Raw genomic sequence first — 24,289 nt, forward strand, 5'->3', positions numbered from 1 at the left:
GGTATCAGCTTTTGCAGGAGACGCTCGGCATGAACCCAGCACAGCGCGTGATTGCCAACTCGGAACTGGCCGGCGTCGTCTGACACGATCACCGTGCTACCATCAGGCCGTGGTGAGGGATAGCACCCTGCAGGCCGGTCTCGCGTGCGTGTCGATCTCTTGTCGGTTGAAGATGTCGATATGCCCAATTTCCGTGCCGGCGCTGAAATGCTGCCACCGACTTTGCTCCAAGTACCGTCATTCGTCTTGATACCCGTGCATCTCCTCACCATACTCACGAATGATCTCGCTTGTGTCGACATATTCCATCGGGTCGACGCCGAAAAAATCTACCGGATCCCGCTCGTCAAGGGTTGTGATCTCGTGAGGCAGACCTGCTGCCATGAGTTCAGCAAGCCCGGTCAATTTGAGACCACAGACATCACACGAAAAGCTCGTCGGAACCGCGCGCGCCTCGTACATGAGGGACCCGTCACGCAAAAACTCGCGGCTGACGCCGACCGGTTTTGCGCCGAGCACGGCCTGCGACCCGCAGGAAGGGCACTTATGAGATTTCAAATGTGTCCCGTTCGTCTGCACCGCGTAGCCAAATGCGGCTGCCCTTTTGCGCAGTTCTGCCTGTTCTTCACTTGTTCGCTCATAGAACCGGTCCTTTGCATTCTTAATGTCGCTCCTGACGCGCTGCGATCGATCCTTGAGCTTCGCGGTCGCCGCCTCAGAAGCGGCAATGGCGTCTTCCGCTCCCATGAGATCAGAGAGATCGAGCTTGGTGGCCTCGGCGCCTTTCACGGCGAGCAGGTACACGGCTGGAAGGATCTGGCTGAGATCCTGCGCGCTGATGTCATCACCCTCGCCATGCAGCTCGCGGTTTCGTGCCTCGATAAGCACCGAGATGGGGTCGAAGGTCACGGCATTGAGGTCTGGGTAAGCAGATTTAAGGCGTGTGATAGCGGTGCGGAGCCCGACAGTCTTGGCGTTTTCGAAGCCTTCGACGCCGGCCGCATGAAGCAAACTATCCTCGGAAAGATCGGCATTTAAGACAGGACTCTTGAATATTAGGACCCCGCGAATGAAAAATTCACAGAAGAACGAAACGTTCAGAAGGAATTGGTCATCGTCACGAGGCAGTTCCGATGCTTTCGACCAATAGCGCTTGGCCTTCGCGAAATATTTTGATGCGTCCCAAGTCATGTGTGCGTTTCCAAAGCTATACGCCAGAGCCAGCCGGTTTGCTCCGGGGTCGGTTCGCGTCCATGGAGGAACGACCAGTTATCGATGATTATCCAAGAGATTTCGTGCCAATAGATGATATGGTCCGGCATTGCGAGATCGATTGCCGCGGCAAGACGTTGGGCATCCCTGTCTAGAGGGTGCATCACGTCGGCGTTGTAACGATAAAAGCGGCCGTGCTTACTCGTGTTCACGAAGGTTGCAGAGTACGACTTCGTAGCCGTCTTGATGCGGAAGGTTCCAGAGGGCAGTCCCACGTGAAGTCGCTTGCCGCAATACAAGGTCGTGCCACCTGGCCGCGCGACTGGACAGAAGAGTGCGACATAACGAGGCGGCAACGAGCGAAGCGCAAAGTCAGTATGAGGCGGAAAAAGGCCGAGTCCATGGTTAGCCGACAAAGTATTCAGTCGGGCTGACTCGATATCCCTCGGGCGCAGCTTATCAACCCGCGTTGTATTCGGCTGGAGTTTTGCAATACACGCTCGAAGCGTTTTCAACTCAGAAGCGTCGGTTCGTGGATGCGCGTAAAAACCCACTCTCTTAAGCGAGATTATAATCTCCTCCGAGTCTTTTTGGTCGAAACTCAGCCTGGCGCCTCCTCGCTAGCCTCCACCTCATAAACTTTGGTGGTGACGGTCATAACCAATTCTAGTCGTTAATTGCCTAAATTTTCCTGCGTGACGCGCCGAATTGCAGACTGGAATTTTTCAAGAAGCGTAGTCGCCAGACCGGGGCCTTCGAGGAAAAGTCCGATCTCGTCCATGGGGTTGTCCGTGTCGGCTGACTGAGATCCCCAATTCAGGCTACTGACAACGATTTGATCATTGTCCCATGCAAGAAACTTCGCGTGAAGCTGGGGTTCGGGCACGCCATGAAGGTCGACTTGTCCTTGCATTCGTTTCCGGTGCTCAGCGACGTGACTGCGTTTCACTGGCCCTCCCCGCCGGGAATAGTAAATCATCACCTCATCAAGCCTCTGGCCAGCTACTTCGGCTGGGTCGAAGAGGGCAGGCACCATGTTAGCCCCTACTCGGTTCGTACAGCAGATGAATCGAGTCTTCGCATCATGTGCAGCAATTCGTAGCAAGCGATTGTGGTCCGACGCATGGAGAATGCGCATGGCAGTCCTTACGGATCCGGGTGAGGGGGTCGAGGTTGAAAGACGGCTCCGATTGCGTCGCAGTTCGGCAGCCATGAATTGGAGTGCTTCAATCGACTGACCGGCAGTCGATATTTTGGCAATGATTGAGTGCATCACGTCCATTGCTGCGCCTGCGGCGTTCGCCTCAGTCAATTCGACCGACACTTCAACGGCACTAAACGGGGACGATAACCAATTGCAGGATCCCATCGAAACAATCGCTCCGCCTTTCCCGTCATCCGCAACCAAGAACTTTGCGTGGCTATCAACCGAGTCGCGATGAGCAAGTACGTAGCCGCGCGTTCGGCGGATAGCGGACAGGCGCTCACCCAATTCATGCATCGCTGCTGTATGCTTTGGGACGTCAATGGATGTTCCAAAGAAGAGGTGACATTTGACGCCCCGCTGGCACGCATCGTCGAGAGCCCGCCACAACCGATCGCGGTTTTCCTTGCACCGCTCGTCATTTTGCGAAGCGACAAAGGTAGACAGCACGAAAACATGTGATGTTGCCGCTTTGACGATTTGTTCAAAACGCTCAAGTTGCTGGAGCGAGCCCACCACGATCTGATCGGGACAAACTTCTGTCGAGATCGTTGCTGGTTCCTCAGACGCTGAAGACGCGGCCTTTGGCAATATTCCCGTTCGTATCGTTGATCTAAGTGCTTCTATCAGCTTTTCGCTCGCGCCCGGCGGGCTCATACCGTCTTTGACGTCGTTGAGATCGATCTCGAGAAATTTGCGCTCCAGGTACGAGCTGTTGGCCTGGATGCCGCGAAGCCACTCACCCGGGCGAAGCATGCCCGACATGAATTCCGTCACGCGCTGCATCATGGAATAATCGGTCTCCGCGGGGCCAACAGGGAAAGCAACGATCTTTCCGGCTGCGGGTAACCTGCCAACCGAGATGGTATCAACGTCCCTGTAACGGAAGACCGATTCTCCGACCTTCTCATAGATCACGCTAATACCGATCTCTCTCTCCGCGGACCTCTCAGGAAGCGCGCGACCCGATCGAATGAACTCTCGACCGACGATGTTGGTTGAAAGCACGGGCCGAGGTGCCATGCGGACCTCAATCAGGCCAAATTGCATTAGTCGGGCCACAGTGGAAGCGGCAACCTGACGCGGGATTTTAAGCGACGAGACCAGTTCATCGATGGTGCCAGGCGTGGCATCGAGCGTCAGCAAGACCATTTCCTCGATCGGGCTCCATCCCCAAACCCGCTGGACGAGACCTGGCGCTCGATAGTGCCACGCAGGAATATATATTTTGCTCACTTCTTCAATCTCCCGTTCTCGTCCGCCACGACGACGGAAACACCCGGCCCCAAATGAGGGAAATCCTGGGTTTCCAGCTGGGAGATCTCATTGAGCATCAAGGTCAGGAACCGAAACTCCTCATTGGTATTATCCGGGTCGATACCGTCAACGGCGTTTTTGATGAACTTCCGGCTCGTCGCAAGAATCAGTTTCTGCTTTGCGCGACTGAGCAGAACGTTCATACGTTGCGGGCTTTTGATAAAGCCAAGCGCGCGAGTGCCGACGAAGACATTGTTTCGGACGAGGCTCGCGAGAACAACGTCAGCTTCTCCGCCTTGGAAGCTATCACTTGTATATACGAACTTGCCGTTACCACGAGGGCTGGAAAAGCCGAAGAGCGTGTCGGATCGAACATTGATAAACTGGCGGAGCTTGCGCTCCAAATGGTTCACCTGCGCCAAATAGGGCGAGAGGACAACAAGCGTCGGCCGACGGCCGTCCTTTCCGATCACAGGTTTTAAGTCTTTCATAGCAGTGATGAGTGCGGCAGCTTCGACCTCATTCTTGTACGATCTCTTCACTTTCTCCTCAAACGATCGGCGTCGCGCGACGCTTAGCGAAGGCAGGTCGAGAAGAACGATCGGTGAGGCCGGCAGTCCATTGACTACGTCAACCTTCTGTTCCCGCTCTTTCACGCGGTCGGAGGACACGAGCTTTTTTTGATAGAATGTATTAGACACAAGGTCACAGATCGCTGGGTGCATGCGGCTCTGTTCCTGGAGAGTCGTCGATATCGAACTCTCACGGCCCGTAGCGGCTTGACGTTCGTCTTCGCGCTCGGCAATTGTGCGGAACGGCTCTTCAAGACGTGTTGCTGCAGCCAGAACGTCGCTCAATAGAAAAGAATTGGACTTCAGGCTACTGAACGCTTCGTCGACCTCAGGCGGCAGGTCCGAGATAGCCGATAGTTTTTCCTGGGCGTCGACCAGGAGCTCTGCGGCCGTGGAGGGATCGTAGAAACGCTGTCGTTCAGCGCTGTCGAATGGTGACAGCTGTTTATGGTCACCGATCATGACGCGTCGGTTTCCTAACAGCAAAGCGCCAATCAATTCGGCGCCGTTGGCGCGGGCAGCCTCTTCGATGAACACCCAATCGAACTGTTCGCCGTCCGCGATCATTTCTTCAATGGTATTCGATGACGTCGTCGCAAGAGTGACGTCGGCGGAACGGAGCATCAGATTGTCGGTGTCGCGCAGAATTCTATCCGCTTGTGCCGCTTCAGCAGTATCAATAGGCTTCAGTGTCTGCTCAATCTGCCGGCTCTGATTTCTGGTAATCGCCGGTCGACTTCCAACGGACTGCGCAGCCGATTTCAACAAGGCGACCGAGCTCTGTCGCAGCGTGCTGTCTTCGACGCTATTTTGCGACTTCTCTACACGCACGATGATTGATGCCCGTTCCGCAAGGCACTTGCGGAGCTCATCTTCCATATGAACGAGTGTCTCGTGGTTCTGTGCCGATACGAGAATTTTAGCGTCTGGCGTTCGCTGCAAAATGCTTTTCACGAGATTGGAGATGAGGAAGGTTTTTCCGACACCGGGTGGTCCGACGACCACATTTATCGATCGTCCAGCAACGATGCTATCCCAGGCAGCGATCTTGGTAGGGTCCATGTCTTCAATTGGCTCGCCAGGCGCAGCGATCTCGCGTAGGACGTCATCCAGAGCTACCTGTGCCGGATCATCGAGCGATCTGAGAAGCTCCACGTTCTGTCGTGCGGCGACGATGTTGAGCAGGCGACGGCGAATGGCGCGCTCAGTTCCAGTATCTCTCTTCGGGCGTAGGAACAGGTTGTCACCAAGCGTCGGCAGGTGATTGGTGGTGAAGGTGAGTGTCAGCTGGCCCTCGACCAACTTGCACTCTTCAAAACTGAGCTCCGGACTTCTTTCGCGACTGAAGACCAAATCATCGACTGGCGATAAGGTCCAATTCGGTTTGCCGTCGTCGTAGCGCATTTCCGACTGAAGAGCTGTTACAGTCTTTTTCAGGCCAATGCGCTTTCGGCGCTCTTCCCGTTCGGGATCCTCGACCAGAATCACCGTCACCACATCTTTCTCGTCCGGATCGACCATGGGTGAAATCTGAACAGGATAGATTCGAAATTGCTCCCTTAGTAGGGTAAAGGCTTCAAGCAGGATCAACGCATACCACGTCGACACGTCATCCGGTTTGCGATCATCTTCTGGGTGGCCGAACAAATCCTTCCACCGCTTTGCACCATGTCCAAGCCTGCGAACGCGCTCCTCCGCGCCGCCGCGGTGCCGTGAAAGCTGGAGACGATGAGCGATTTCGATCGCCCCATCCAACCAATCGTTTGGCTGTCTTTTGTGAGCCGCTTCGATGGTAGCCGTAAAATCGGTCTGTAACTTCAAATCATAGACCGCGACGTCCGTTATCAGCCGGACCTTATCTTGGCCGGTCGACTTGGCGCGAACGCTGGGGTTTAGAAGGTCGTTCTCAACGAACTTGAAAATCTCGTCTGTTTCGGTGGCCTGAATAACGCCGGAAGTTAGAAAGGGCAGGTCGCGTTGGGCAACGCCGTGGCCAGGGTAGAGGACGAGTTCGCCTTCTGCGCTAGATCCTGCCCGGCCAACGTCCGAGATGACCTCGTCCAGTTCTCTGATAACTACATTCCCATCAAAGAGTTGGAATTGTGGAGGTTCCGCCAACCTCTCGAGCATTCGGCGTTCGATTGCTGAGAGAGCTGGCCCCTCGTCGCTATCAGCTCCAAGGATCGATCTGGCGGTTCGTGCGAGATCCTTCCAGTCCTGTCTAAAAGAGATCGATGCTGAGGGGTCAAAGAGGTGTTCGTTTGCCCCAAGCACACCATCGGAGATGTGGATGCATGCTTCGAAGCCGCCGAGCCGATACCCTTCGGTTTCGTCACTCGCGCCAAATATTGTCTGCTCAGACACCGAGCCATGTACAATTCCGGCGTCGTGAATCAGGCGCAAACCCTCCGCGACCCGTCTAATATTGCGCCAAAAAACGTAGCGACCCGTATTCGTCATGAAGCGGCTTTTGCGCGCCTTCTTTCGGTGCGACGAGCCTGCGATGGGGCTGCCAGGGTCAAGCATGACGATCGCAATCTCGTCTTTATCCTCGGCAACCTCAAGCACCTCAACAAGAACGTCGCGCGCCACTTTCGATGTGAGCACACGCCGAATTCGCCTTTGGGCTCGTGCCACGATGCCTTTCAGGTCTTCGTCGAAAGGCGTCCGCGTCTTGGGAAATAAGCGCAACACATAATGTTCGCCGTCATCAATGCCGACGGCAGAACGTAGGTGTGAGTTCCATCGATCGACTGGGGAATGAAACGCATCTTCCGCGAACCGGAACCGGCTTCCTAGCGATTTGTTCTTTGCATCTTTATCGCGAGCCATTTTTAGTTGTCTCAGCCGGTTAAATTGTAAGAATCATCTGAAAAATATTAGGTTCGCCAGCATACGTTTTTCAAGCGGCGGAAAAATCTATGCACGAACTTCGCGCTAATGGTGTATCGAATCGATATGAGGGGCCCAGGGCGACGCCGAAGGAGAAGGCATTGGAAGAAGCTGAGACTGTCCAGAGGACGGAAAGTGAAGTCTTTGCCGAGCTCGAAATCTTGTGCGCTTCTCCGGGATTTATTCACGCGATCGCCTATTTTTGCTTTCGGGATAATCTCATCCGATACAGCGGCCAGCTCGGCGTCAGAGACATGGATTCTCATTATGAGGGCTCCAGTCTCCTGCGAAGTGAAATCTCGACATTGATAGGCCTGATGGTTCGCAGTCCGTGGACAACGGATATGCCGGCGCCGGAAGCCCTGCAGGGCTACATCGATAGCACCGACGAACTTATGCAAGAGCTTCATCATGCCATGGCCGCCGAGGCTTTCTTCGGCGGGAGAGATCTGGCAGGTCTGTTGGCCGGCAGAGATCCGTTTCAGGATGGAGCCGCGATGCGGGAACCCATCTTCTACGGCGGTGAATCTGCTTACAATTTCCAGTACAAAGCCCTTACCGAGCTGAAATACCGCGCCGATGAGGAGTGGCTCGAGAAGACACGCGGCTTCAGCATCACGGAGGCACTCTTAGTCGCGAAGGCGATTGGTGACCATCACCTTCATCGCCTAGGCCTTCTTCGCAAGGAAATGCGAGCACAGTCCCCGGACCAATGGACGTTTCTTCCCGCTTTTACCTTTACGATCAAAGATATTGCGGCTCGCGCTGAGATCGCAATTGGGAGGGTCGAAGCGATCCTAGCTGCATTCAAGTTTGGCAGGCACGAGCGCAACAGCGCATTTATCGGCTTGAGTGAATTCAATGAGGCGAACGCCCGGCCGATTCTAGCTTGCGGAGACGGCGGCTATATCCTCCTGCAACACTACCAACTGCAGGAATCACTCTACGAGTCGCCGTTTTTCTGGATGATGGCGGACGACGATTATCGCTCTACCGCTACCGCCAACCGGGGCATTTTCACAGAATCCTATTCGAGTGAGCGCCTTCGCTCGGTGTTTGGCCCCTCCCGTGTCCTAACGAATATTGACATCTACCGCGGGAAGAATCGGTACGCGGAGGCCGATGCGCTCGTCCTTTTCGGTAACCAGGCGATTGTTGTTCAAGCGAAATCAAAACGCCTTACTCTGAATGCGCGCAAAGGAAACGACCTGGCGCTCAAAGACGATTTTAAAAAGGCCGTTGCGAACGCCTATGATCAAGCGCTTCTCTGCGCAGGCGCATTGCAGCGTCCGAGCGACTTTGTCTTTCGAGACATGCAGGGACGGGAACTTAAGATTGCCGGCCCAGTTGAAATCATCTATCCGATGTGTGTCCTCGCCGATCACTATCCCGCTTTGACTTTCCAGGCGCGGCAGTTCCTCAAGATAGAGGCCGACAAGATCGTCCGAAGTCCGCTCGTCACGGACGTGTTCACACTAGACATCATCGCGGAATTTCTGGAGACGCCGCTCCACTTTCTGAACTACCTGGATTTGCGCGCACGCTCTTACACCAAGCTGCTGATCACCAACGAGTTGATCCCGCTTTCGTACCACCTCAGGAATAACCTATGGCTCGATGACAAGTACGATATGGTCAATCTTGGTGACGACTTTACGGCTCACGTGGACGTAGCCATGGCGGTCCGGCGTCAAGGCGCTTCTGGAAGCCGAGAGATCAAAGGAGTTTTGACTCGATATAGGGGCACGCCGCTAGGAGCGATAGTAGCACAGATCGAAGCCAGTGCGAGCCCGGAACTGACAGAACCGGGAATGTGGCTTTTGCAACTTTCGGACAGCTCAGCAAATGGTCTTTCACGTGCTTTAGACTTGCAAAATAAAGCGGCTGTCCGCGAAGCGAAGACGAAGGATATTTCACTTCCTTTCGACGCACAGCACGCAGGTATGACGATCCATATAAATTCGCTTCCTGAGGATCTCGCGAGAGAGAAAATCCTGCAACATGCGCGAATAAAGAAGTACGAATTGAGGGCTGAACGATGGTATGGGATGGTCCTACACTCCGGTGATCTCCAAATGAGGCAGGCCGTAGTGTTGTCCGATCCATGGCAGCCGAGTTCGGTGATGGATGCGACCCTAGCAAAATTGCCTCGTCGGTCACCGGCGCCACTAGATCAGGTCAGTTTGCGGGTTGGCAAAATAGGTCGCAACGAGCAATGCTCATGCGGAAGCGGCCTCAAGTTCAAAAAGTGTTGTCTCAATCGATGAGCGGTTGGGGAGCGTCAAATGCTTGCAATTCAAGCACTTAACTGAGGTTTATCACGGGTCGCCGGTTCAGATCCCATCAAGAACTTAGTGTTCCTCCTGTGAGTTAATCGCTCCGAAGGAATTTCGCATTTACCCATCCATCTCGGCCGGTTTCCGTCACAAGGATGTGCACCCATCCGGATTCCTCCATTATAACAGCGACCACGGTCCCCGTCGGCAGTATCTCAATCAATGGTGACGTCGGATCAGGCGATTTGCGCATGTTGAGGTTGGTTATGGTTCTGGCAGGTTTTGCGTTCTTTTGATCCGAGACTGGAGCGATCGCGATTTGGGGTGTTGATTTTATCTCTTTCGTGATCAGTGGCGGGAGAGGGGGAACTACGGCGTCAGTTACGGCTGCGATAGAGCCATTTTCGATTTTTTGCGCCAATGCGGATTTAACTGCGACATCGAATGCCAATTTCAGGTCTTCTTCGATATTTCGAGATTGCCGAGCAGACGTCTGTCCTGGCGCCACTTTTTGTTCGTCCGCGAGTTTGCTGTTGTTCGGATTAGTTGGAAGCGGTGTTGTCAGAGAATCACCAGATAGGCCTGTGCTTGCATCCTTGGCCCCGAGCGAGACCGAACCCGAATTCGCATTTTGATATCGCGCAGAAGTGTTTTCACCGTGCGATGTTTTATGCTTGGAAGATATGTGCGCCAAAAAAGTAGCGCCGGCAGTCATGCCAACGATGATCCAGAAATTTCGATAGGGTGCGGACATCGGTTGTTATCCTCTGTCAACTTCGACTTGTTTTAAACGAACCAGCGCGTCAAGCATCGTTTGCGGCGGCGCATTACGAAAAGTCTCTGTTGCTTCCTTTAAGCGATGTAAATCATCAGATGCGTTGCCGAGTTCGCGTTCGATCTTCGCGCGTTGTTCACCAATTTTGTTTTTGACGTCTTGAACAGCTTGGGGGTCCGTAGGGATTGACGCGTTGAAAACGAACTTCTTGGTGATCGAACTCGCCCATGCCTCCATTTCCCCCACAAGAGAAGGTCCGAAGCCCGGTACGCTACCAATACGTCCGTTGCGAACGTCCCATGCCGTTTGGAAACCGTAAGAGGCAAGCGTGACTTTGCGACCCTGCCCGATGCCAGAAATTTTCGCACGATCAATTGATTGGGATTTCATGTAGCTGATGAACTGAATTTCGCGCTTTTTCTGTTCAAGCGCGTTGAGCATCTCATGCTCTTTCGCTGGGAGCTTTGCATGGGTATTCGCAAGCGACAGATAGTGATTTCTTGCCTTCTCGAATTTCTCGGGCCCGGCTTGATTCCGCCAAATCGTTCGTTGCTCTTCCCAGGCTGTTTGGGCACCATCATATTGGGCTTTAAATTTCGTTTTTATGTCTAATGAGCAAACAGTGGTGAATATTGTGCCAACTGCAAGCGCGGTTCCCCAGAAACCATGCACAGCCAATGCGAGGTAGGAGCCAATCGCAAGAGCCGTTGCGCCAGCAAGGACGGTGACATTGCGTTCAAATCTTGCCGCGCGGCCCGCCGCTGATATCTGCACGAGGGGAAGTGGAGCGAGCGCTGCTTCAAGCTCCGGTGGCGCTGTGGGAGCTGGGATCGCTCGGATTGTCGAAAGAAGCTGGCTAATATCCATAGTGATTCAGTTAGCGACGATACCGAAGGCGTTGAGCACTTCGGGCGTAATGGTTCCGGTGACTTTCAAATTGTAGTCGGTCTGCATGGCGATCAACGCGGTTTTACTGCCTGGGCCGACCTGCCCGTCGATCAAGCCGGAATAATAGCCATACGCGGTCAACGCTGTTTGCACCTGCATCACAATCCGTTTGAACTTGTCGGTGTTGCCTGCAAGAGGTTTCAGCGGGATGGCAGGTGGTGTCGCCGGCGCGCTATAAAGCGGTGCAGGTGTTGCCGGCACGGCCGGTGCTACGGGTACGCTGGGTGCAGACGGGTAGATTGAGCGCGCGGGTGGGGTATAGGATCGAGAGGGTGATGAATAGGTTGATGACCCACCATAGCTATAGCCTCCGCCGCTGCTTGATCTATGGCTTGAGTGTGAGCGATGACTGGAATGAGATCGGTGTGATCGGTGGCCCGCAAGGGTGAAAACGTGTTTGAGCTTCAACCGCTCCAGGATAGTTGGAACCGAGCTCTTTTTCTCAACGACTCCGCCAATAGGCATGGCCGCTGTCTTTGACGGCAGAAAACCCGCCGCCAAAAGCGACGGGATCAGAAATAGCCGCGATTTCATAATGGCCCCAATGCAGTAAACCCCTCGCTATGATCATACCATTGAAAAAAACCACCACAAGTTTCGCGAGCGCTGCAATTATCGCAAAAATCGAGATACTTTCGTTTCCAGTCTGAAATCGTTGATGGAGCATTGGAACGGTAGGATTCCGGGACGGAGCAGGCCGGGAAATTGTAGAGCCAAGCCTGTGTTCCTCGAACTGTCACAATATCAAGCGCCCGAGCGAGTGGATCAAAATCGACAGACGTATCTTTAAACGACGACGTCCAATTCATGCGGCCATAGCCTATGCGCTCGAGTTGCATGACTGCCCAAAACGAAATAAAATTCAGCCTTGTGGAGATGAATTCGGCAAGCGCCGGGAGGTCATTCCAGTTTTGCTGTAGTACGACCGTTCGAAGCTCGACAGAGGCACCGGCACGCAGCAGCGTAGCAAGTCCGCGTTCAAGCGTTTTGAATGCACCCTCTTTGCCCACTATTCGATCATGAACTTCGGCTGTTGCAGAGTAGAGTGGAACACCCCACAGGACACGATCCCAACCGAAGCCTGCGATTTGTTCGACGTCATTCCCATCGAGGTGCTGTGCGTTCGTTAGAACGTGAAATCGGATGTCGGGTCTTAATTCAATGACCGTGGAGAGCATTTCGAACAAACGATGCTTGTGAAGCAGCGGCTCGCCGCCGGAGATGCCGATTGTCGCACCCGATGGGGCAAGCATCGCCGCTAGCGCGAAATGCTCAAACATGTCCTGGTGATACTTTTTAGGCGGCTGCGAGCACATGACGCAAATCTGATCGCATTGTTCGGTGACAAGAAAGGTATTGTGCTCCGAATGAGCTCGGATCAGGCGATGGGCGCTGACTTGCCCCGGCAGGAGTAGCAGCACGTCACCGTCCATAATCTCACCGGTTCGTGCATAGACACCCAGGGAAAAGCCGTTGAAATCATACTCCCGGCGGTCTCCGGCAACATCCAGCAGAACAGCATCGTGCGGACCTCGGTCTTCGCACAGTTCTTCACGGAGCCGAACTACGAGCGGAGTGTCGATCGGTAGCGGATCAACTTTGAGGCGCAAATCGATCATCGGTGAAACTTCGAAAATGATCGGTCGAACCGGACAGATCCCGACCAAATCGCGAGGGACTTCTGGACCTTGGGATCCTCTGAGTAGATCAGGGAAAAAATCTTGTCGAAGATATAAGTGTGGCGCTGGCAAAAGTCAGTGAGATGCTTTGGATGGTCGATACGTCCATAACGTGATAGATCGTCGACCAGATCAACACCGCAAAAAGCCTGATAGGGACAGTGGACGCAATCGGGATGGAAGTTGTTGACCGCTTCGCCGTTCAGGACCTTGATCTTGTCTGGTTTCAGACCAGTGAAAACATCCCCCATTGACAGATCGAGTTGCCCCACACGGGTGACCATTCGCGCTTCGTCGGTCGGATAAAACTTGCCATCGTAGTCGATCACAACATAGCTTTGGCCAATGATGTTGGGGTTGCGGAGATCGGTGTGATGGTTGTGGCCTGACCGCAGGACACGCCTTAGACAGTGCGTAAAGTAATATTCTTCTACGGCCAGATCTGCATCCCAGTTGTATGAAATCAGTTCATCGATGAACAGGAAGTGATATCGGTTCCAGGCAGCAGCACTCGCCCGGGCATCAAACCTTTTGCGTGCAAAGCCCTGATAGTTCACGGGTCGCAGATAAATCGACCGGATTCCATAGTGAACAAAAGTGTCGATCAGCGCCCTTGGGACCGGGGGATTGCGCGGGTCAACGGTTGGAAGGGCAGAGACTTTGTCGGCACCGAGCCGTTCGACCGCGGCGTCAAGGTTCTCGAAGAACGCGGATGTTCTTTCCGTTGTTACGGTACGCTGAGCCTGATGGATTTCCCGGGTTGCATCGAGTGAGGTGCTCGTGAAAACATCTGGCTCATTCAGGACTGCCCAAGCCTCGTCCGAGACATCTTGCAGGTTTGTACAGATGACAAACTCGCATTGATCAAATCTGGCCCGACAGAATGCCAGCACCTGCTTGATGACATCCAGACGGAGTAAAGGTTCGCCCCCCTGGAACTCTATCTTGATGTTCCTGGTCGACAGTCCGCCCAGGAACTCAAAAACGGCTGCCAGCGTCTCCTCGCTCCAGTCGAATCCCGGCGTACCTTCGTTCACCCGCGAAACCTGGCAGTAGCCGCAGGCGAGATTGCATCGCAGCGTTGGTACCAGGATCACGTAGTCCATTTCGGACGGGAGGTAGAGGCGGCTGGCGAAGCGATGTTCGAAGCCCAAATACGCGAGGTCACCCAATTCATCAAAAGCGTGGCCATTGGCGTTCAGAAACTGGAGGTCAGAGGAACTCAATTCGTCGCGGGCATACCGGTCAAGAAACGCCTCGTCTGCTTTGAAATAACCGCCGGCGTCATCTGCGAAAAGTACGTGCCCGTCGTTGCCGATGCGAAACTTAAGAGGAGCGACCAGCAAGGCCGGTTACTCCCTCGATCAGTATTTTGCGTAGCGGCAACGTCTGCTCAAAAATTTTCTGACGGTAGAGACAGAACTGGAAGTCCTGTTTCACGCGTGGATCGTCTGCATTCGGTCCCGTAAAGCGAACCGAACTCCCTTCCACGGTCAAGTCGACCTCCGGGTATAAATATCGGAAGCGAACGGACGCATCCGGGAGCCATGGCTGTAGCTTCTCATCGATGAACAATTCTGAACCGCTTCGTTGTGTTTCCATTTCTAAACCAGTCCACAGAGTTGACCCTCACAGGCTGCAAGACAAGAGATATACTATCTCAGGTTTTGCGAAAGGGAAGTCAAGCATTGGTCGGATGCGCCGACTTTGTGCTTTAAAAGCTCGATCCATTCGCCGTCATCGAAACCGTAAAACTGGATAACACATTCGCCTGATTCAGAGTCTGACCATTGGGCTGTCATCAACCGGCTGGAAAGCTCGTATTTCAAGGTAAGGTCCAGGTTGGCTCGGCCCCCCACGGGCAGCTTGAATACTTCTCCGGTGCGTACGTTCCCGACATAGGCGTTTGAACATCGTGCCCCGCAATCGATTTGAATGACTGCAAGTTCGCCGGCAAAAGCGGGACCTTCGGCCATTCTGCTTGTGATCTTGTCCTGGTAGTTTCGAAGCGTTGCGCTCTGACCACCAAGATCGGGTGGGTTCCTGGGGCCTGAATAAATGCGCGCAACAGGCAATTGTGAAGGTTTGATCCGTGCGAGCGATATCTGTCTTTTACGTCCCGCAGCCATATTATCCGTCGGTTGCCAAACAATCGGACGATATCCCACATCAACCACCGATGTCGTCCCGCCAAGGGTCTCAAAGTACCTGATATCAGAGAGCGCCACGGAGTGGAGCGTAGCCACAGTAGCCATGTGAGCATACGCATCGGCGCCGTACCGGCGTTTGAGATCGATGAGACCCGAGCGACTTATCTTCGTCACGAAAGTTGCGACAACGGCAGAGTCTGCGACCTCGTAAAAACTCGAAATCGCCACACCACCGTCCGAGGTGCTCACAACGGGCGAACCACTTGCTGGCATTATTCCGAGATTGCCGAAGCGCTGCCTGATTGCTGCGAGGGTTGTTTTACCGAACCGAAAGTCTGAAAAATACGCGAGTTGAGATAACCCTCGGCCATCCCATGCGGCCTCCAGGCGCACCAGTTTCTCTGTCGACTTTTCGGATGTGATGGACACTTTGACGCCATTTGCGGCATTGAACGTTCCATCCACGTATCCGTCGAAGCTATTCTGCCAGCTAACATTCTCCAGGTTCGACCGATTTTCGCCGATGAAATGACCGGCAATTGACTGAGCCGAAGCGCGCCCACCAAGGATGAGAGAAAGCATGGCTGCAAGACCAAGTAAGCCGACCCAACGGGAAAAAAATCGTGACTGTTCAGAGAACATTTGTGCCAGCCCCCCGCGGCAATTTTTGACACCCCGATTGCCTAACGGCGCTCCCACACCTTTAGATATGGCAAGCCGCCCATCTCAGCGACGGCCTCTGCAGCTTCCTCGCACGACATATGTGCAAGTGTTTTCGCAATTCGCGGCCGCAATACCTGCAACTGCGATTTTGCTCGTTCGTATTCTTCATTTGTCAGATTACTCCCAATAGTCGCGTCCACAAGCGAGTAATAGTCGTTGCATCGATCTTCAACTGCGCGAACACCGGCTTCAAATCGGGCGAAGCGATCAGCTGCGTCAGCATACGCAACTAAGGGGACCGCTGTCATTACAACTGAAATGACAAGTTTTTGGATTTTTGTCATTGAGTTGCCTCTCGAGTAGCATTCGCGGCGAACCTGCTGCTGATGTGATCTTGGTTGTATTCTGATACGTGCCGCGGCTGCATTTGCCTCAAGAGGGCTGCCCGGTTTTTAAGGCTGCTTTCCAAAGTCGCTATTTCGCTTGCCAGATGGGGTCCGCGATAAACGATGGAGGTTTCATGACGAGCATAGTCGCCCGATCGATGGGCGCTGCACCAGTTGAAGGATCCGACCGCAAGGAGCGTATCATCGACCCAAAGCAGTTTGCTGTGCAATTGTTCTACGGGGCGAACGATAACTCCGAACCTAGAGAGAAGATTGTCTGCCTCTTCGAATAAATCTGCATTGCTGGCTGTTCCCCGGGTAAGAACCGGATCCGCATAGACACTCATCTGAACGCCGCGCGCTTGAGCCGCGCGGATCGCGGAGATCAGGCCGACTTGCTCCATCGTTCCGATTTTGATCCATGGCGACACAATCGCGACGCGCTGCTTTGCCTCTGACAGCGCGCGAAGCATAAAAGCGTCATGCTCAGCGGAGTCCCGCAGCATTTCAACCGCAAGCGAACCCTTCGAAAGATCGACGCGAGCTTGTTGCTCAAACACGATCTCGTTTTCGGGGTGCTCAAACAGAAAGCGGGCAAGAAGTGAGCGGGGCGTAGCTGGTGCGACGGCCGCAAAGACATCCATGTCGCCAAAAACGAGGAACGCGTCCTTGGCGCGTGACACCGCGACATTCAACATACTGGGAGACTGGTCGATAAATCCGCCATCCGCATGTTTCGTATAGACCGGGGAAAAAATAACGATCTGCCGCTCGGCACCCTGAAGGGCATGGACGGTCCCGACGGTGATTCCGGTTTCCTTGCTCGCGTCGATTCCAAACTCCCGGCAGGCGGTGCGGATTTCAGAAACCTGCCGGCCGAAGGGCGTTACCACGCCAATAATCTCACTTAAGGGCTTTCTGTAACGTTTCTCGAGATCCCCGGCATTGGCCTTTATCCATGCGGCAATCATGCGTGCTTCAAGCAGGTTGTAGCGGCTACCGCCGGCTGCCTGGGCAATGCCGTCGATATGCAGATAGCCCATCGGAGGAATATCCATATCGGCCGATGGACCACGTTTTGGCTGGAGCGTTCCCTGGTAACAAAGCTCATTGCAAAACCGAATAATGTCGTCGTAGCAACGGCGGTGTTCGAACAGATAAAGCCCGCGTTCGAGGTTTTCGTAGGGATGGAAGCGGCAGGCCGATTGAGCCAGGCGCATCACGCTGCCGGTTCTTGATGTCATGCCAACGGCTTCCAAGTTCTCCAGGGCTTCTCCCGCGCGCCCATGAGGTATCAGTCCTGCCTCGGCGAGATTGCCTGCGTCGACAGTGGCGGTCAGCGATGTGATCGGTTCGATTTGCTGCGTATCTCCAATGACCAGCGCCCTCTTGGCCAAAGAGAACGACGGACCGGCAACTTCGGGCAGTACCTGTCCTGCCTCATCGACAATCAGAAGATCGATGTAGTTGTAGAGGTATTCAGTCTGGTAGCTGCGTCCAACCTTGTCGCGGCAAGTCATCTTGCCGGGCAGGGTGGCAAATGTCGAAACTGCGCAGGGTGTGATCATCATGCGCATCCGCCAAAGCGCCTCAACCATATCGCGGTCGCTTTCACCTCTTTTATCCTTGCGGACCTTCTCCAGCGCGGGAAGGACCTTTTCCAATTCAAGAAGCCAGCGACCCTCCCAGTAATGCGTCGCCAGTAGAAACATCGAAAAGCGGATGGTCACATCGGCGTGGCGGTCGAAGTCCAGAATATCAGGATCCGCTTTCTTGCCGCCGATACCACTATATACCGTCTGGAACGCACTGATGTGGTCCCGCAAATTCGTTATTTCGCGTTGCGACTGGTGATAGGTTTCAGCAGCTTGACGCGCCGTGTTCTGTTTATTCGTGACGAAGGCTTTGAGATTCGCTTCGATGCGTTCAAGCCGTGTCTCGTCGAGCAAAGTCTCGTCAACACCCAATTCGCGCAAGAAAATTCTGGCGCGGATAACGCGCTTTTGCGCAACAAAAGGAAGGAAGCTGAGCGCGGAGGTGAGCCATGGTTCTTTGGCCAGCCAAATATCCCAGAGCTTTAACAATTCGCTTGCCGCCGCCGCAATCGTTTCGCTCTCTACCTTCGTTGCCAACAGCCGCCGAATGGCATTGTCGGGGTCGACACCTAGCGTTTGGCGGACCCTGGCGCGCGCATTTACAAGATTGCGCCAGGTTTCATCAGCGTCGAGGAGCTTCCGGCTGTAATGCTCGATGTTTGCGCGTAGCTGCTTGACCACTGTTTCAACAGTCGGTTGTTTCAAGTGCGGAAATGCGAGTTTTGCGGCGTTTAGATAAGCAGTCCTTGCCTTTGCGAGGAATGGCGCTGTTTCTCTCTGCCTGAAAAATGTATCGGTCTGGTACTTTCGCGTTGCTTCATTTTCTTTTGAGAAGGATGCAAGGAAAAAGCCAAAGCTGAAGAACTCCGGCAGCCATCGTCCTGCAAAAACTCCATCTCCTTTCGCAAAATCTTTCGCGAATGCATCAATGATGTTGGTGACAGCTTGATTGTTGGTTGAAGCCGCGATGATTAGCGGCGGATTGCCACCGGCAAGTGCTGCCTTTATCCACTCTCCCGCAATTGCCGACAGCAACATGGTCGTCTTTCCGGTTCCGGGAGGTCCGTTCACCGCAAGGATCTCACCGGTTCCGGCTTGAGCAAGATGCGCCAGTACTTCCCTTTGCTGGTCGGCGACTGGAAACGTCTGATTGGAGTGACCCAGTCGATCGTGAAGAATGAAGGGCAGTCCGATGGTGGGCTCGATCTCCCGGATTTTCGTCCTTGCAAAATTGGCGAGCAAAGGTGCGTCCGGCTGTTCTTTGATCAGAGTATCGCTTAGCGCGAGAATCTGGCGAACGGTCTGTGAGGTATTGGTTGCCAGGCAGATCAGACCGGAGTCGATAGTGGTGTAATCTTTGTCACCGTGGGGCCAGCCTGCTCCAACCTCTTCCATCATCTTTTTCCAATAGGCCTGGTATGCGGACCACATGGCGGGGTCTGCAGGATTGGCCTCAAATGGCTTCATGGTAAGAAAGCGATCGAAGTCGCGCATGTTTCCGATGGAAAATCCACCACCAAGAAGGGGGTCGAGGATATCGCGAGCGATCCGCGTGTGGCCGGGTATGATGCGGCCTTTTCGATCGACCGCCGCGTCAGTCAGAATAGGAGCAACCTCAGCTGGCAATCCGTCGTTCTTGACTGCTCCACGATCAAGCATCCTGCGAACGTGCAGTGGCCTGTACAGTACTTCGACCTGCTTGAGGGTATCCGGTTTATCTTTGAAAAGAGCGTCGATCGTTTCCTGAGACAATCGTCCGGTTCGTGCCTCTTCGGATGAGACCGTCTGAAACTCTTTGCTTGCCTTCGTTGTCAGGCAAGCATCCCGCGATGCACTGTCGGCCACTGCGGCGCGCCAGTATTTCAGAACGGACAGATTGGCTTTCATGTTGTTGCCTCAAGCAGATGCACTTTGTTCTCGCTGGAGCCCAGCCGCGTAGTCGTAGTGCGCACCTTTGCAATTTACGCGTTAACACTTTGTGTTATGCTCGCTAAAAGCTGGCTGACCAAGCCGAAAACGGCTTCCGCCTCCCAGCAAGTGCGGCATCGATTGGCCGCTATCGCAATTTGGATATTATAAACTGACAGTATGCTCGCGGCCCGCCAATCGGTGTAACCGGTGTTCTGGCCCCACGTTGTCCGCTGTGCCTAATCTGTTATCGAGTTTCCATGGATGAGCAAAGGGGAGATTCTCCTTGGAGACTACGTTGGAGGTTCTCACCACGCGGCGGGGCCGACGTGAGGCTCATCGCCAATGGCCGGACGAGGTTAAGGTACGGGGGTCGTGTCGGAGAGTTTGCGGCCGGGTGTGACGGTGAACGAAGTAGCGGAACGTTACGGGCTGAAGGCCAATCATCTGTCGTCAGGGCGAACACTGGCGCGACAGGACAAGCTGGTTCTGACCGAGCCGGAAGATGCGGCCGAGTTCGCCGCCGTAGTCATCGAGACCTGCGCCGGAGCCACCGACGGTCAAAGCAGCCTCCCGCGCCGAGATCGTCGTCGGTCCAGTCACCATCCGTCTTAAGGAAGGTACGTCTGCCGCCCGGATCGCCGCCATCGCGCGTGCCCTGGCGGTGGCGACATGATCTTCCCGTCGAACCGCGTGCGGATCATTGTGGCGACCAAACCCGTGGACTTCCAGATCGATGAGCTTTTGCCATGGAATCCTCCTGCCCTTTGCGCCCAACTCGCCACTTCCTAGAGGGTGGTTCTTGAAGTAAAACACGTCGATGAAAAACGAATTGGTTCATGAAATCTGGCTCGATCCCGAGCCAGATGGTCAACTGCTCCCCGGTCTTTGTCTGGCTGGTCCCATGGGAGACAATTTTAGAGCGCTCCTCAATGAGGGGGCCGTGAAGGCGGGCGAAATAACCGGGCACAGCTATTTCGATGTCATGACGAAATACTGGAAGCTTCAGAGCTGGGGCGAGTACCAGACGGAGCACCGACAGGATCACGAGCCATATCCGGACGAGTGGGTTCGAATCCAACGCCCTTTTATCGACAGTATGTGAATTGCAGATTGACTGCGATGACCACTCAGTCGCTTGGCGCTGAACACCACTGATCTTACAGGTGAGCACCGTACTTTTGGTCAAGTGTGATCGACACATCGCTTACCAATCGGTGATACTATCAAGCCAAGTTCCTGATGAGCTTACGGGTCTCACGCTGAGGGAATTTGTGAATAACAGCGCAGGGAGCAGGCTTTGCTCCTGAAACAGACGGTAGCACCTCAACCAACTCACCGGCCGAGGCTGACGCCAATCCTGGCCGACAGCAGGCGCTCGGAAACTTCGTCCATACGGAATAACCCGATCGCCCCTCACCGCCGCTGATAGGGACAGTGAGGCAAAGTGCCTCCGGCCTAGTGGCCGATTTTCGTGGGGTGTTGCTACTGTATGAATATTCCATTAGGCCTTGACTTCAGCCAGAACTAGTGTGGACTGTTGCATAGTATTGCTGTGCTCTGAGTCCCCGTCATAAGGTACGCGCAGGCTTATTTTCGTAGATCAAGGAAGGAGAGCATTCATGGCACTTAAACCAGGACCAAAGCCGATAGCGAAATCCACAGGGAAACCGGATCAGCGCCGCCGTGATAACAAAAGCACACCAGGGAATACACCGTCCCTCAAACCCAGCAAGTCCACCAAATAAGGCACCTCAGAGAGGTGCTCTCGCTGATTTGCACTTCTACCGCAGTATTCGATTGAACCTGCGCGAAATGCCGCGCGGACTGCGTGCCTGTCGGATGTAATGTCAGCTTTCTCGAATTCCCCGCCGATACCCGTCACCTTCTTTCATCGCCGATCGACGGCCTCTTCAGGCATGGAGGGTCCGTTAAGCTATTGGATTTCGCCTCAGACCCTTTCAACTTGTTCGACCTTGAACCCTTACTCAACTCATTTCTTAGGTAAGACTTTCTGTTTCGGTTGATACAGACGCCGTTTGACGTTTGAGCGCAGAGCGTTGCGGAGATCCTTGTCCACCACCGCCAGGTCGAACCATTCCGGGTCAAAGTAGCCACCGCACCAACGAATGGTCTCGGCATATTCTGGATCTTCCCGATCGGCGATGATCTCCAGGAACCGCTCATAACCTGACACACCACCAACATCTTCCGGCGGTCGCGCCCTTTCGCCGGCGATGCAGCTACCGTTTTTGGGTGTTGACGCGAGCGTCAGGAACTCCTCCACCATAACCGTATGCCGCCAGCCATCCCCGAAATCATAGTGGTAGCTGAAGACTGCACCTTGCTCGAAGTCCAGCAAGCGAACCTCTCTCTGATCGAAGACCCGAGGATCGTCATCGGTCGCATCCTCCATCAGGGCCTCGACGTCGCCATACCGCAGACCACCGATGCGGAATTCATAGAGATGATAGTTCCACCAGTTGAATGCGGCCTGAATTCCGAGATGCAGGTGCTCCAGGTTCCAATGGGCAGGCAGGACCAAACGGCGCCAGACGTCCGGCTCGATCTCGTCGATGGAAACTCTGATCTGCACAGCGTTTGCGGCTTTGAACATTGGAAGAATGAACAAGGTTGGGAGAAGATCGTCAAGAAGGCCGCTCGATCGTGGCACTTTTATTGGAGTTGGATCGTCCTGGCGGCGATCCGACGGCTTGTGCAGCCTTCGATGCTCACTATCTCTGAGATGACCCTGAACAGGAGCATCGCATGGATCAAAGCGCGGCCGATCTGCTGTCGAAAGTCTGCATCGAAATTCTTCCGCCGGATCGCGATGAAACGTGGGCGTCGGATGCAACGACATGTCCGTGTTGTGGAAAGTTGCGCCCGGCATCCAGCATGGATGACGACGGCTGCGGGATCTGTGACGAATTGCTCGCGCCTTGACCTCCTACAGAAAAGCACCTCCACCTGTCCTGGCGACGTTCGAAGAAGCGCTTGCGAAATTGCCGGAAGGCTATGTTGACGGAAATTTTGGTAATCGATCATGGGGCGTGACCGTCAAGGGGTCGGAGGATGGCAAACGAACCTGGCTTTATGGCGAGGAGCTTGGCGGAACCGATATCGTCAGCTTTAACTTCTATCGATTGATTGGGTCGGGGCCGATGCTGATGCCGTGCGAAATGTCCTCTGCGACGGTGGTCGAATTCGTTCTCGGCTTCGAGCCGAGTACGGAGAAAGCTGCGCCTACACCATAATGGCCGAAAAATGAGCACAAGATTACGTTGCATTGCAGCAAGCGCATGGCTGTGCTGCGATCTGAGCGCTAGCGATCGGGGCAGCCTCTGGTATCTTCAGGACATCGAAGCAATGCACCTCCTCCCGCAGAGCTTCGTGTTTCAGGTGACCCATCCTCCTCCCAAGGGACGCCTGACGGAACAGCGGCACTCCTCCTCCCAGCCGTTGTTCAATTCTTTCGAAAGCCTGCCGCACCTCCTCCCGCGGCAGGCTTTTTCGTTTCGATACAAGCCCGGAATTCAGGCGTCAAAGCAGATTGCCTTATTCCACCAGCTCTCCGGATTTCGAAACGATCATGGATCCGTACGGTTCGCGGGACGAGGGCACATATGACGTGATGGAAGCGGGTAAACCTGAGGCTCCTGTGGCGGCGATCATCATCAATCTCAAACATTCCCAAGGCAGCGCGGCTGGATGCCGCGCGCCACTCGCTGAAATCCAATCCTCTACAAATCTCGGTGCTATTCAAGCGACAAGCCGCCGACTGTAGTCCCTGACGGACATTGGGTCCATTGCTTGACCGGTAGCATCTTGAAAAGAATAGCGTCGCACGTAATGTAATAGTGCTATTCAAGGTTGCCGGCTTAAGAAAGATGAACAACGGGCATTTGGCATTGATGTATCTCGGTATTGCCTTTCTGGCCACTGGCTGCGCAACGTTTTTGGGCGGTCTGGTTTATCTCTTTTGGCTTATATTTAGTGAACCAGCGATCATCACAGGTGAAAGCACCATCCGCGCCTTAATGCGCCAGGGCTAGGAGCCAGTCTGTTGGGCGGAAGCTGTCGTTGCCGGATCTCAGGATGTGGCAACGTATCCGGAGATGTCCTTATAGGCCGGGGAGGCGGGCAGCTTTCATATGACATGCGACGGAGCGAACCTGTCGCTCGGCCTCTCGGCTTTCAGCAGGTGGACAGAATGGTCACGACAGCGTCGAAGGCTGGGCTTCTTGCTCGATAGGCCTGTCTCATCGGCGGAATGCGGCGCCAGCATCGCTACCGATTATATCACGGTCCTCCCACGATGCGCACCTCAAGTAGATCAGGTTTTCCGCGGCGGTAGTTTTTGCCGTTTTATGAGCTTGAGCTTTGTGACTTGGCCTTGCGTCAGGCCGTGCGACCACTTGGAAAGTATCGCGTTCTGGACTGCGGCGCGGTCTCGGATAACGCTATTCAAAAAAATGATGTGACCAAGGGTTTGCGTTGGTGGCCTTCGATCTGAGCCGGAGGACTACCCGGCTGCGAAATCGTTTTCACGCAGCAACGCGATGAACGCTTCTTTCAGGTTCAGGCAACGATAAAGCAGATCGGCCTTTTCCTCTTTTAGCCGTCGCAGGAGGATCAACTCTCTTTCGTTGACGTTATTCGCCATTGCCCGGAGGCGAAGATCGATTTCGATCTCCCTAACTGCCATTTCGCAAGCGGCGATTTCCTCAAGCAGCCGTTCCCAATGTTTTTCCAGCACAAAGCTCACTTTG

Annotated in this window: 17 protein-coding genes; 4 read left to right on the forward strand and 13 right to left on the reverse strand. The window is 54.3% G+C overall.

Going from position 1 to position 24,289, the window contains the following annotated elements; all coding sequences use genetic code 11:
- Positions 1-237 precede the first annotated feature (237 nt).
- The 3 genes from FY152_23730 to FY152_23740 form a co-directional block, all read right to left on the reverse strand.
- On the reverse strand, positions 238-1,191 hold the full coding sequence (locus tag FY152_23730; GenBank protein UXS35196.1) for a hypothetical protein: 954 nt from the start codon (positions 1,189-1,191) through the stop codon (positions 238-240).
- Positions 1,192-1,885: 694 nt separating this feature from the next.
- Complete coding sequence (locus FY152_23735; protein ID UXS35197.1) at positions 1,886-3,652, reverse strand: hypothetical protein; 1,767 nt, start codon at positions 3,650-3,652, stop codon at positions 1,886-1,888.
- Positions 3,649-6,936: an AAA family ATPase gene (locus tag FY152_23740; protein UXS35483.1), complete on the reverse strand. Its 3,288-nt coding sequence runs from the start codon at positions 6,934-6,936 to the stop codon at positions 3,649-3,651. The genes FY152_23735 and FY152_23740 overlap by 4 nt, the downstream gene beginning before the upstream one ends.
- Positions 6,937-7,166: 230 nt before the next feature.
- Here FY152_23740 and FY152_23745 point away from each other — a divergent pair, with 230 nt between their 5' ends.
- A complete protein-coding gene (locus FY152_23745; protein UXS35198.1) occupies positions 7,167-9,404 on the forward strand; it encodes a prepilin peptidase in 2,238 nt (745 codons plus the stop codon).
- Between the two features lie 103 nt (positions 9,405-9,507).
- Here the strand turns inward: FY152_23745 and FY152_23750 are convergent, their stop codons facing one another.
- The 8 genes from FY152_23750 to FY152_23785 all read right to left on the reverse strand — a co-directional run bounded on the left by FY152_23750 (position 9,508) and on the right by FY152_23785 (position 19,496).
- On the reverse strand, positions 9,508-9,864 hold the full coding sequence (locus tag FY152_23750) for an SH3 domain-containing protein (protein UXS35484.1): 357 nt from the start codon (positions 9,862-9,864) through the stop codon (positions 9,508-9,510).
- Between the two features lie 309 nt (positions 9,865-10,173).
- On the reverse strand, positions 10,174-11,055 hold the full coding sequence (locus tag FY152_23755) for a hypothetical protein (GenBank protein ID UXS35199.1): 882 nt from the start codon (positions 11,053-11,055) through the stop codon (positions 10,174-10,176).
- A gap of 6 nt (positions 11,056-11,061) precedes the next feature.
- Complete coding sequence (gene hxsA, locus FY152_23760; protein ID UXS35200.1) at positions 11,062-11,670, reverse strand: His-Xaa-Ser repeat protein HxsA; 609 nt, start codon at positions 11,668-11,670, stop codon at positions 11,062-11,064.
- Entirely contained in the window at positions 11,667-12,755 is a 1,089-nt protein-coding gene (gene hxsC / locus FY152_23765; GenBank protein ID UXS35201.1) for a His-Xaa-Ser system radical SAM maturase HxsC, read from the reverse strand. The genes hxsA and hxsC overlap by 4 nt, the downstream gene beginning before the upstream one ends.
- Positions 12,752-14,161, reverse strand: a complete 1,410-nt coding sequence (hxsB, locus tag FY152_23770; GenBank protein ID UXS35202.1) for a His-Xaa-Ser system radical SAM maturase HxsB — start codon at positions 14,159-14,161, stop codon at positions 12,752-12,754. Before hxsB ends, hxsC begins: the two co-directional genes overlap by 4 nt.
- 309 nt (positions 14,162-14,470) lie before the next feature.
- Positions 14,471-15,607 (reverse strand): hypothetical protein, encoded by a 1,137-nt coding sequence (locus FY152_23775; protein UXS35203.1) that lies wholly within the window; start codon positions 15,605-15,607, stop codon positions 14,471-14,473.
- Positions 15,608-15,648: 41 nt separating this feature from the next.
- On the reverse strand, positions 15,649-15,972 hold the full coding sequence (locus tag FY152_23780; protein UXS35204.1) for a hypothetical protein: 324 nt from the start codon (positions 15,970-15,972) through the stop codon (positions 15,649-15,651).
- Complete coding sequence (locus FY152_23785) at positions 15,969-19,496, reverse strand: hypothetical protein (protein UXS35205.1); 3,528 nt, start codon at positions 19,494-19,496, stop codon at positions 15,969-15,971. Before FY152_23785 ends, FY152_23780 begins: the two co-directional genes overlap by 4 nt.
- Before the next feature lie 396 nt (positions 19,497-19,892).
- Between FY152_23785 and FY152_23790 the strand changes: the two genes are divergently transcribed.
- Both FY152_23790 and FY152_23795 read left to right on the forward strand, forming a co-directional pair.
- A complete protein-coding gene (locus FY152_23790; GenBank protein UXS35206.1) occupies positions 19,893-20,132 on the forward strand; it encodes a hypothetical protein in 240 nt (79 codons plus the stop codon).
- Between the two features lie 205 nt (positions 20,133-20,337).
- The gene (locus tag FY152_23795) at positions 20,338-20,622 is read left to right on the forward strand and encodes a hypothetical protein (protein ID UXS35207.1); all 285 of its coding nucleotides are present in this window, start codon (positions 20,338-20,340) and stop codon (positions 20,620-20,622) included.
- 888 nt (positions 20,623-21,510) lie between these two features.
- Here the strand turns inward: FY152_23795 and FY152_23800 are convergent.
- On the reverse strand, positions 21,511-22,134 hold the full coding sequence (locus tag FY152_23800) for a plasmid pRiA4b ORF-3 family protein (protein UXS35485.1): 624 nt from the start codon (positions 22,132-22,134) through the stop codon (positions 21,511-21,513).
- Positions 22,135-22,447: 313 nt separating this feature from the next.
- Between FY152_23800 and FY152_23805 the strand changes: the two genes are divergently transcribed.
- Positions 22,448-22,774: a hypothetical protein gene (locus FY152_23805; protein UXS35486.1), complete on the forward strand. Its 327-nt coding sequence runs from the start codon at positions 22,448-22,450 to the stop codon at positions 22,772-22,774.
- Between the two features lie 1,268 nt (positions 22,775-24,042).
- Here FY152_23805 and FY152_23810 read toward each other — a convergent pair.
- Positions 24,043-24,285 (reverse strand): hypothetical protein, encoded by a 243-nt coding sequence (locus tag FY152_23810; GenBank protein UXS35487.1) that lies wholly within the window; start codon positions 24,283-24,285, stop codon positions 24,043-24,045.
- Positions 24,286-24,289 lie beyond the last annotated feature (4 nt).

This window comes from Agrobacterium tumefaciens (assembly GCA_025560025.1).
GTDB lineage: Bacteria > Pseudomonadota > Alphaproteobacteria > Rhizobiales > Rhizobiaceae > Agrobacterium.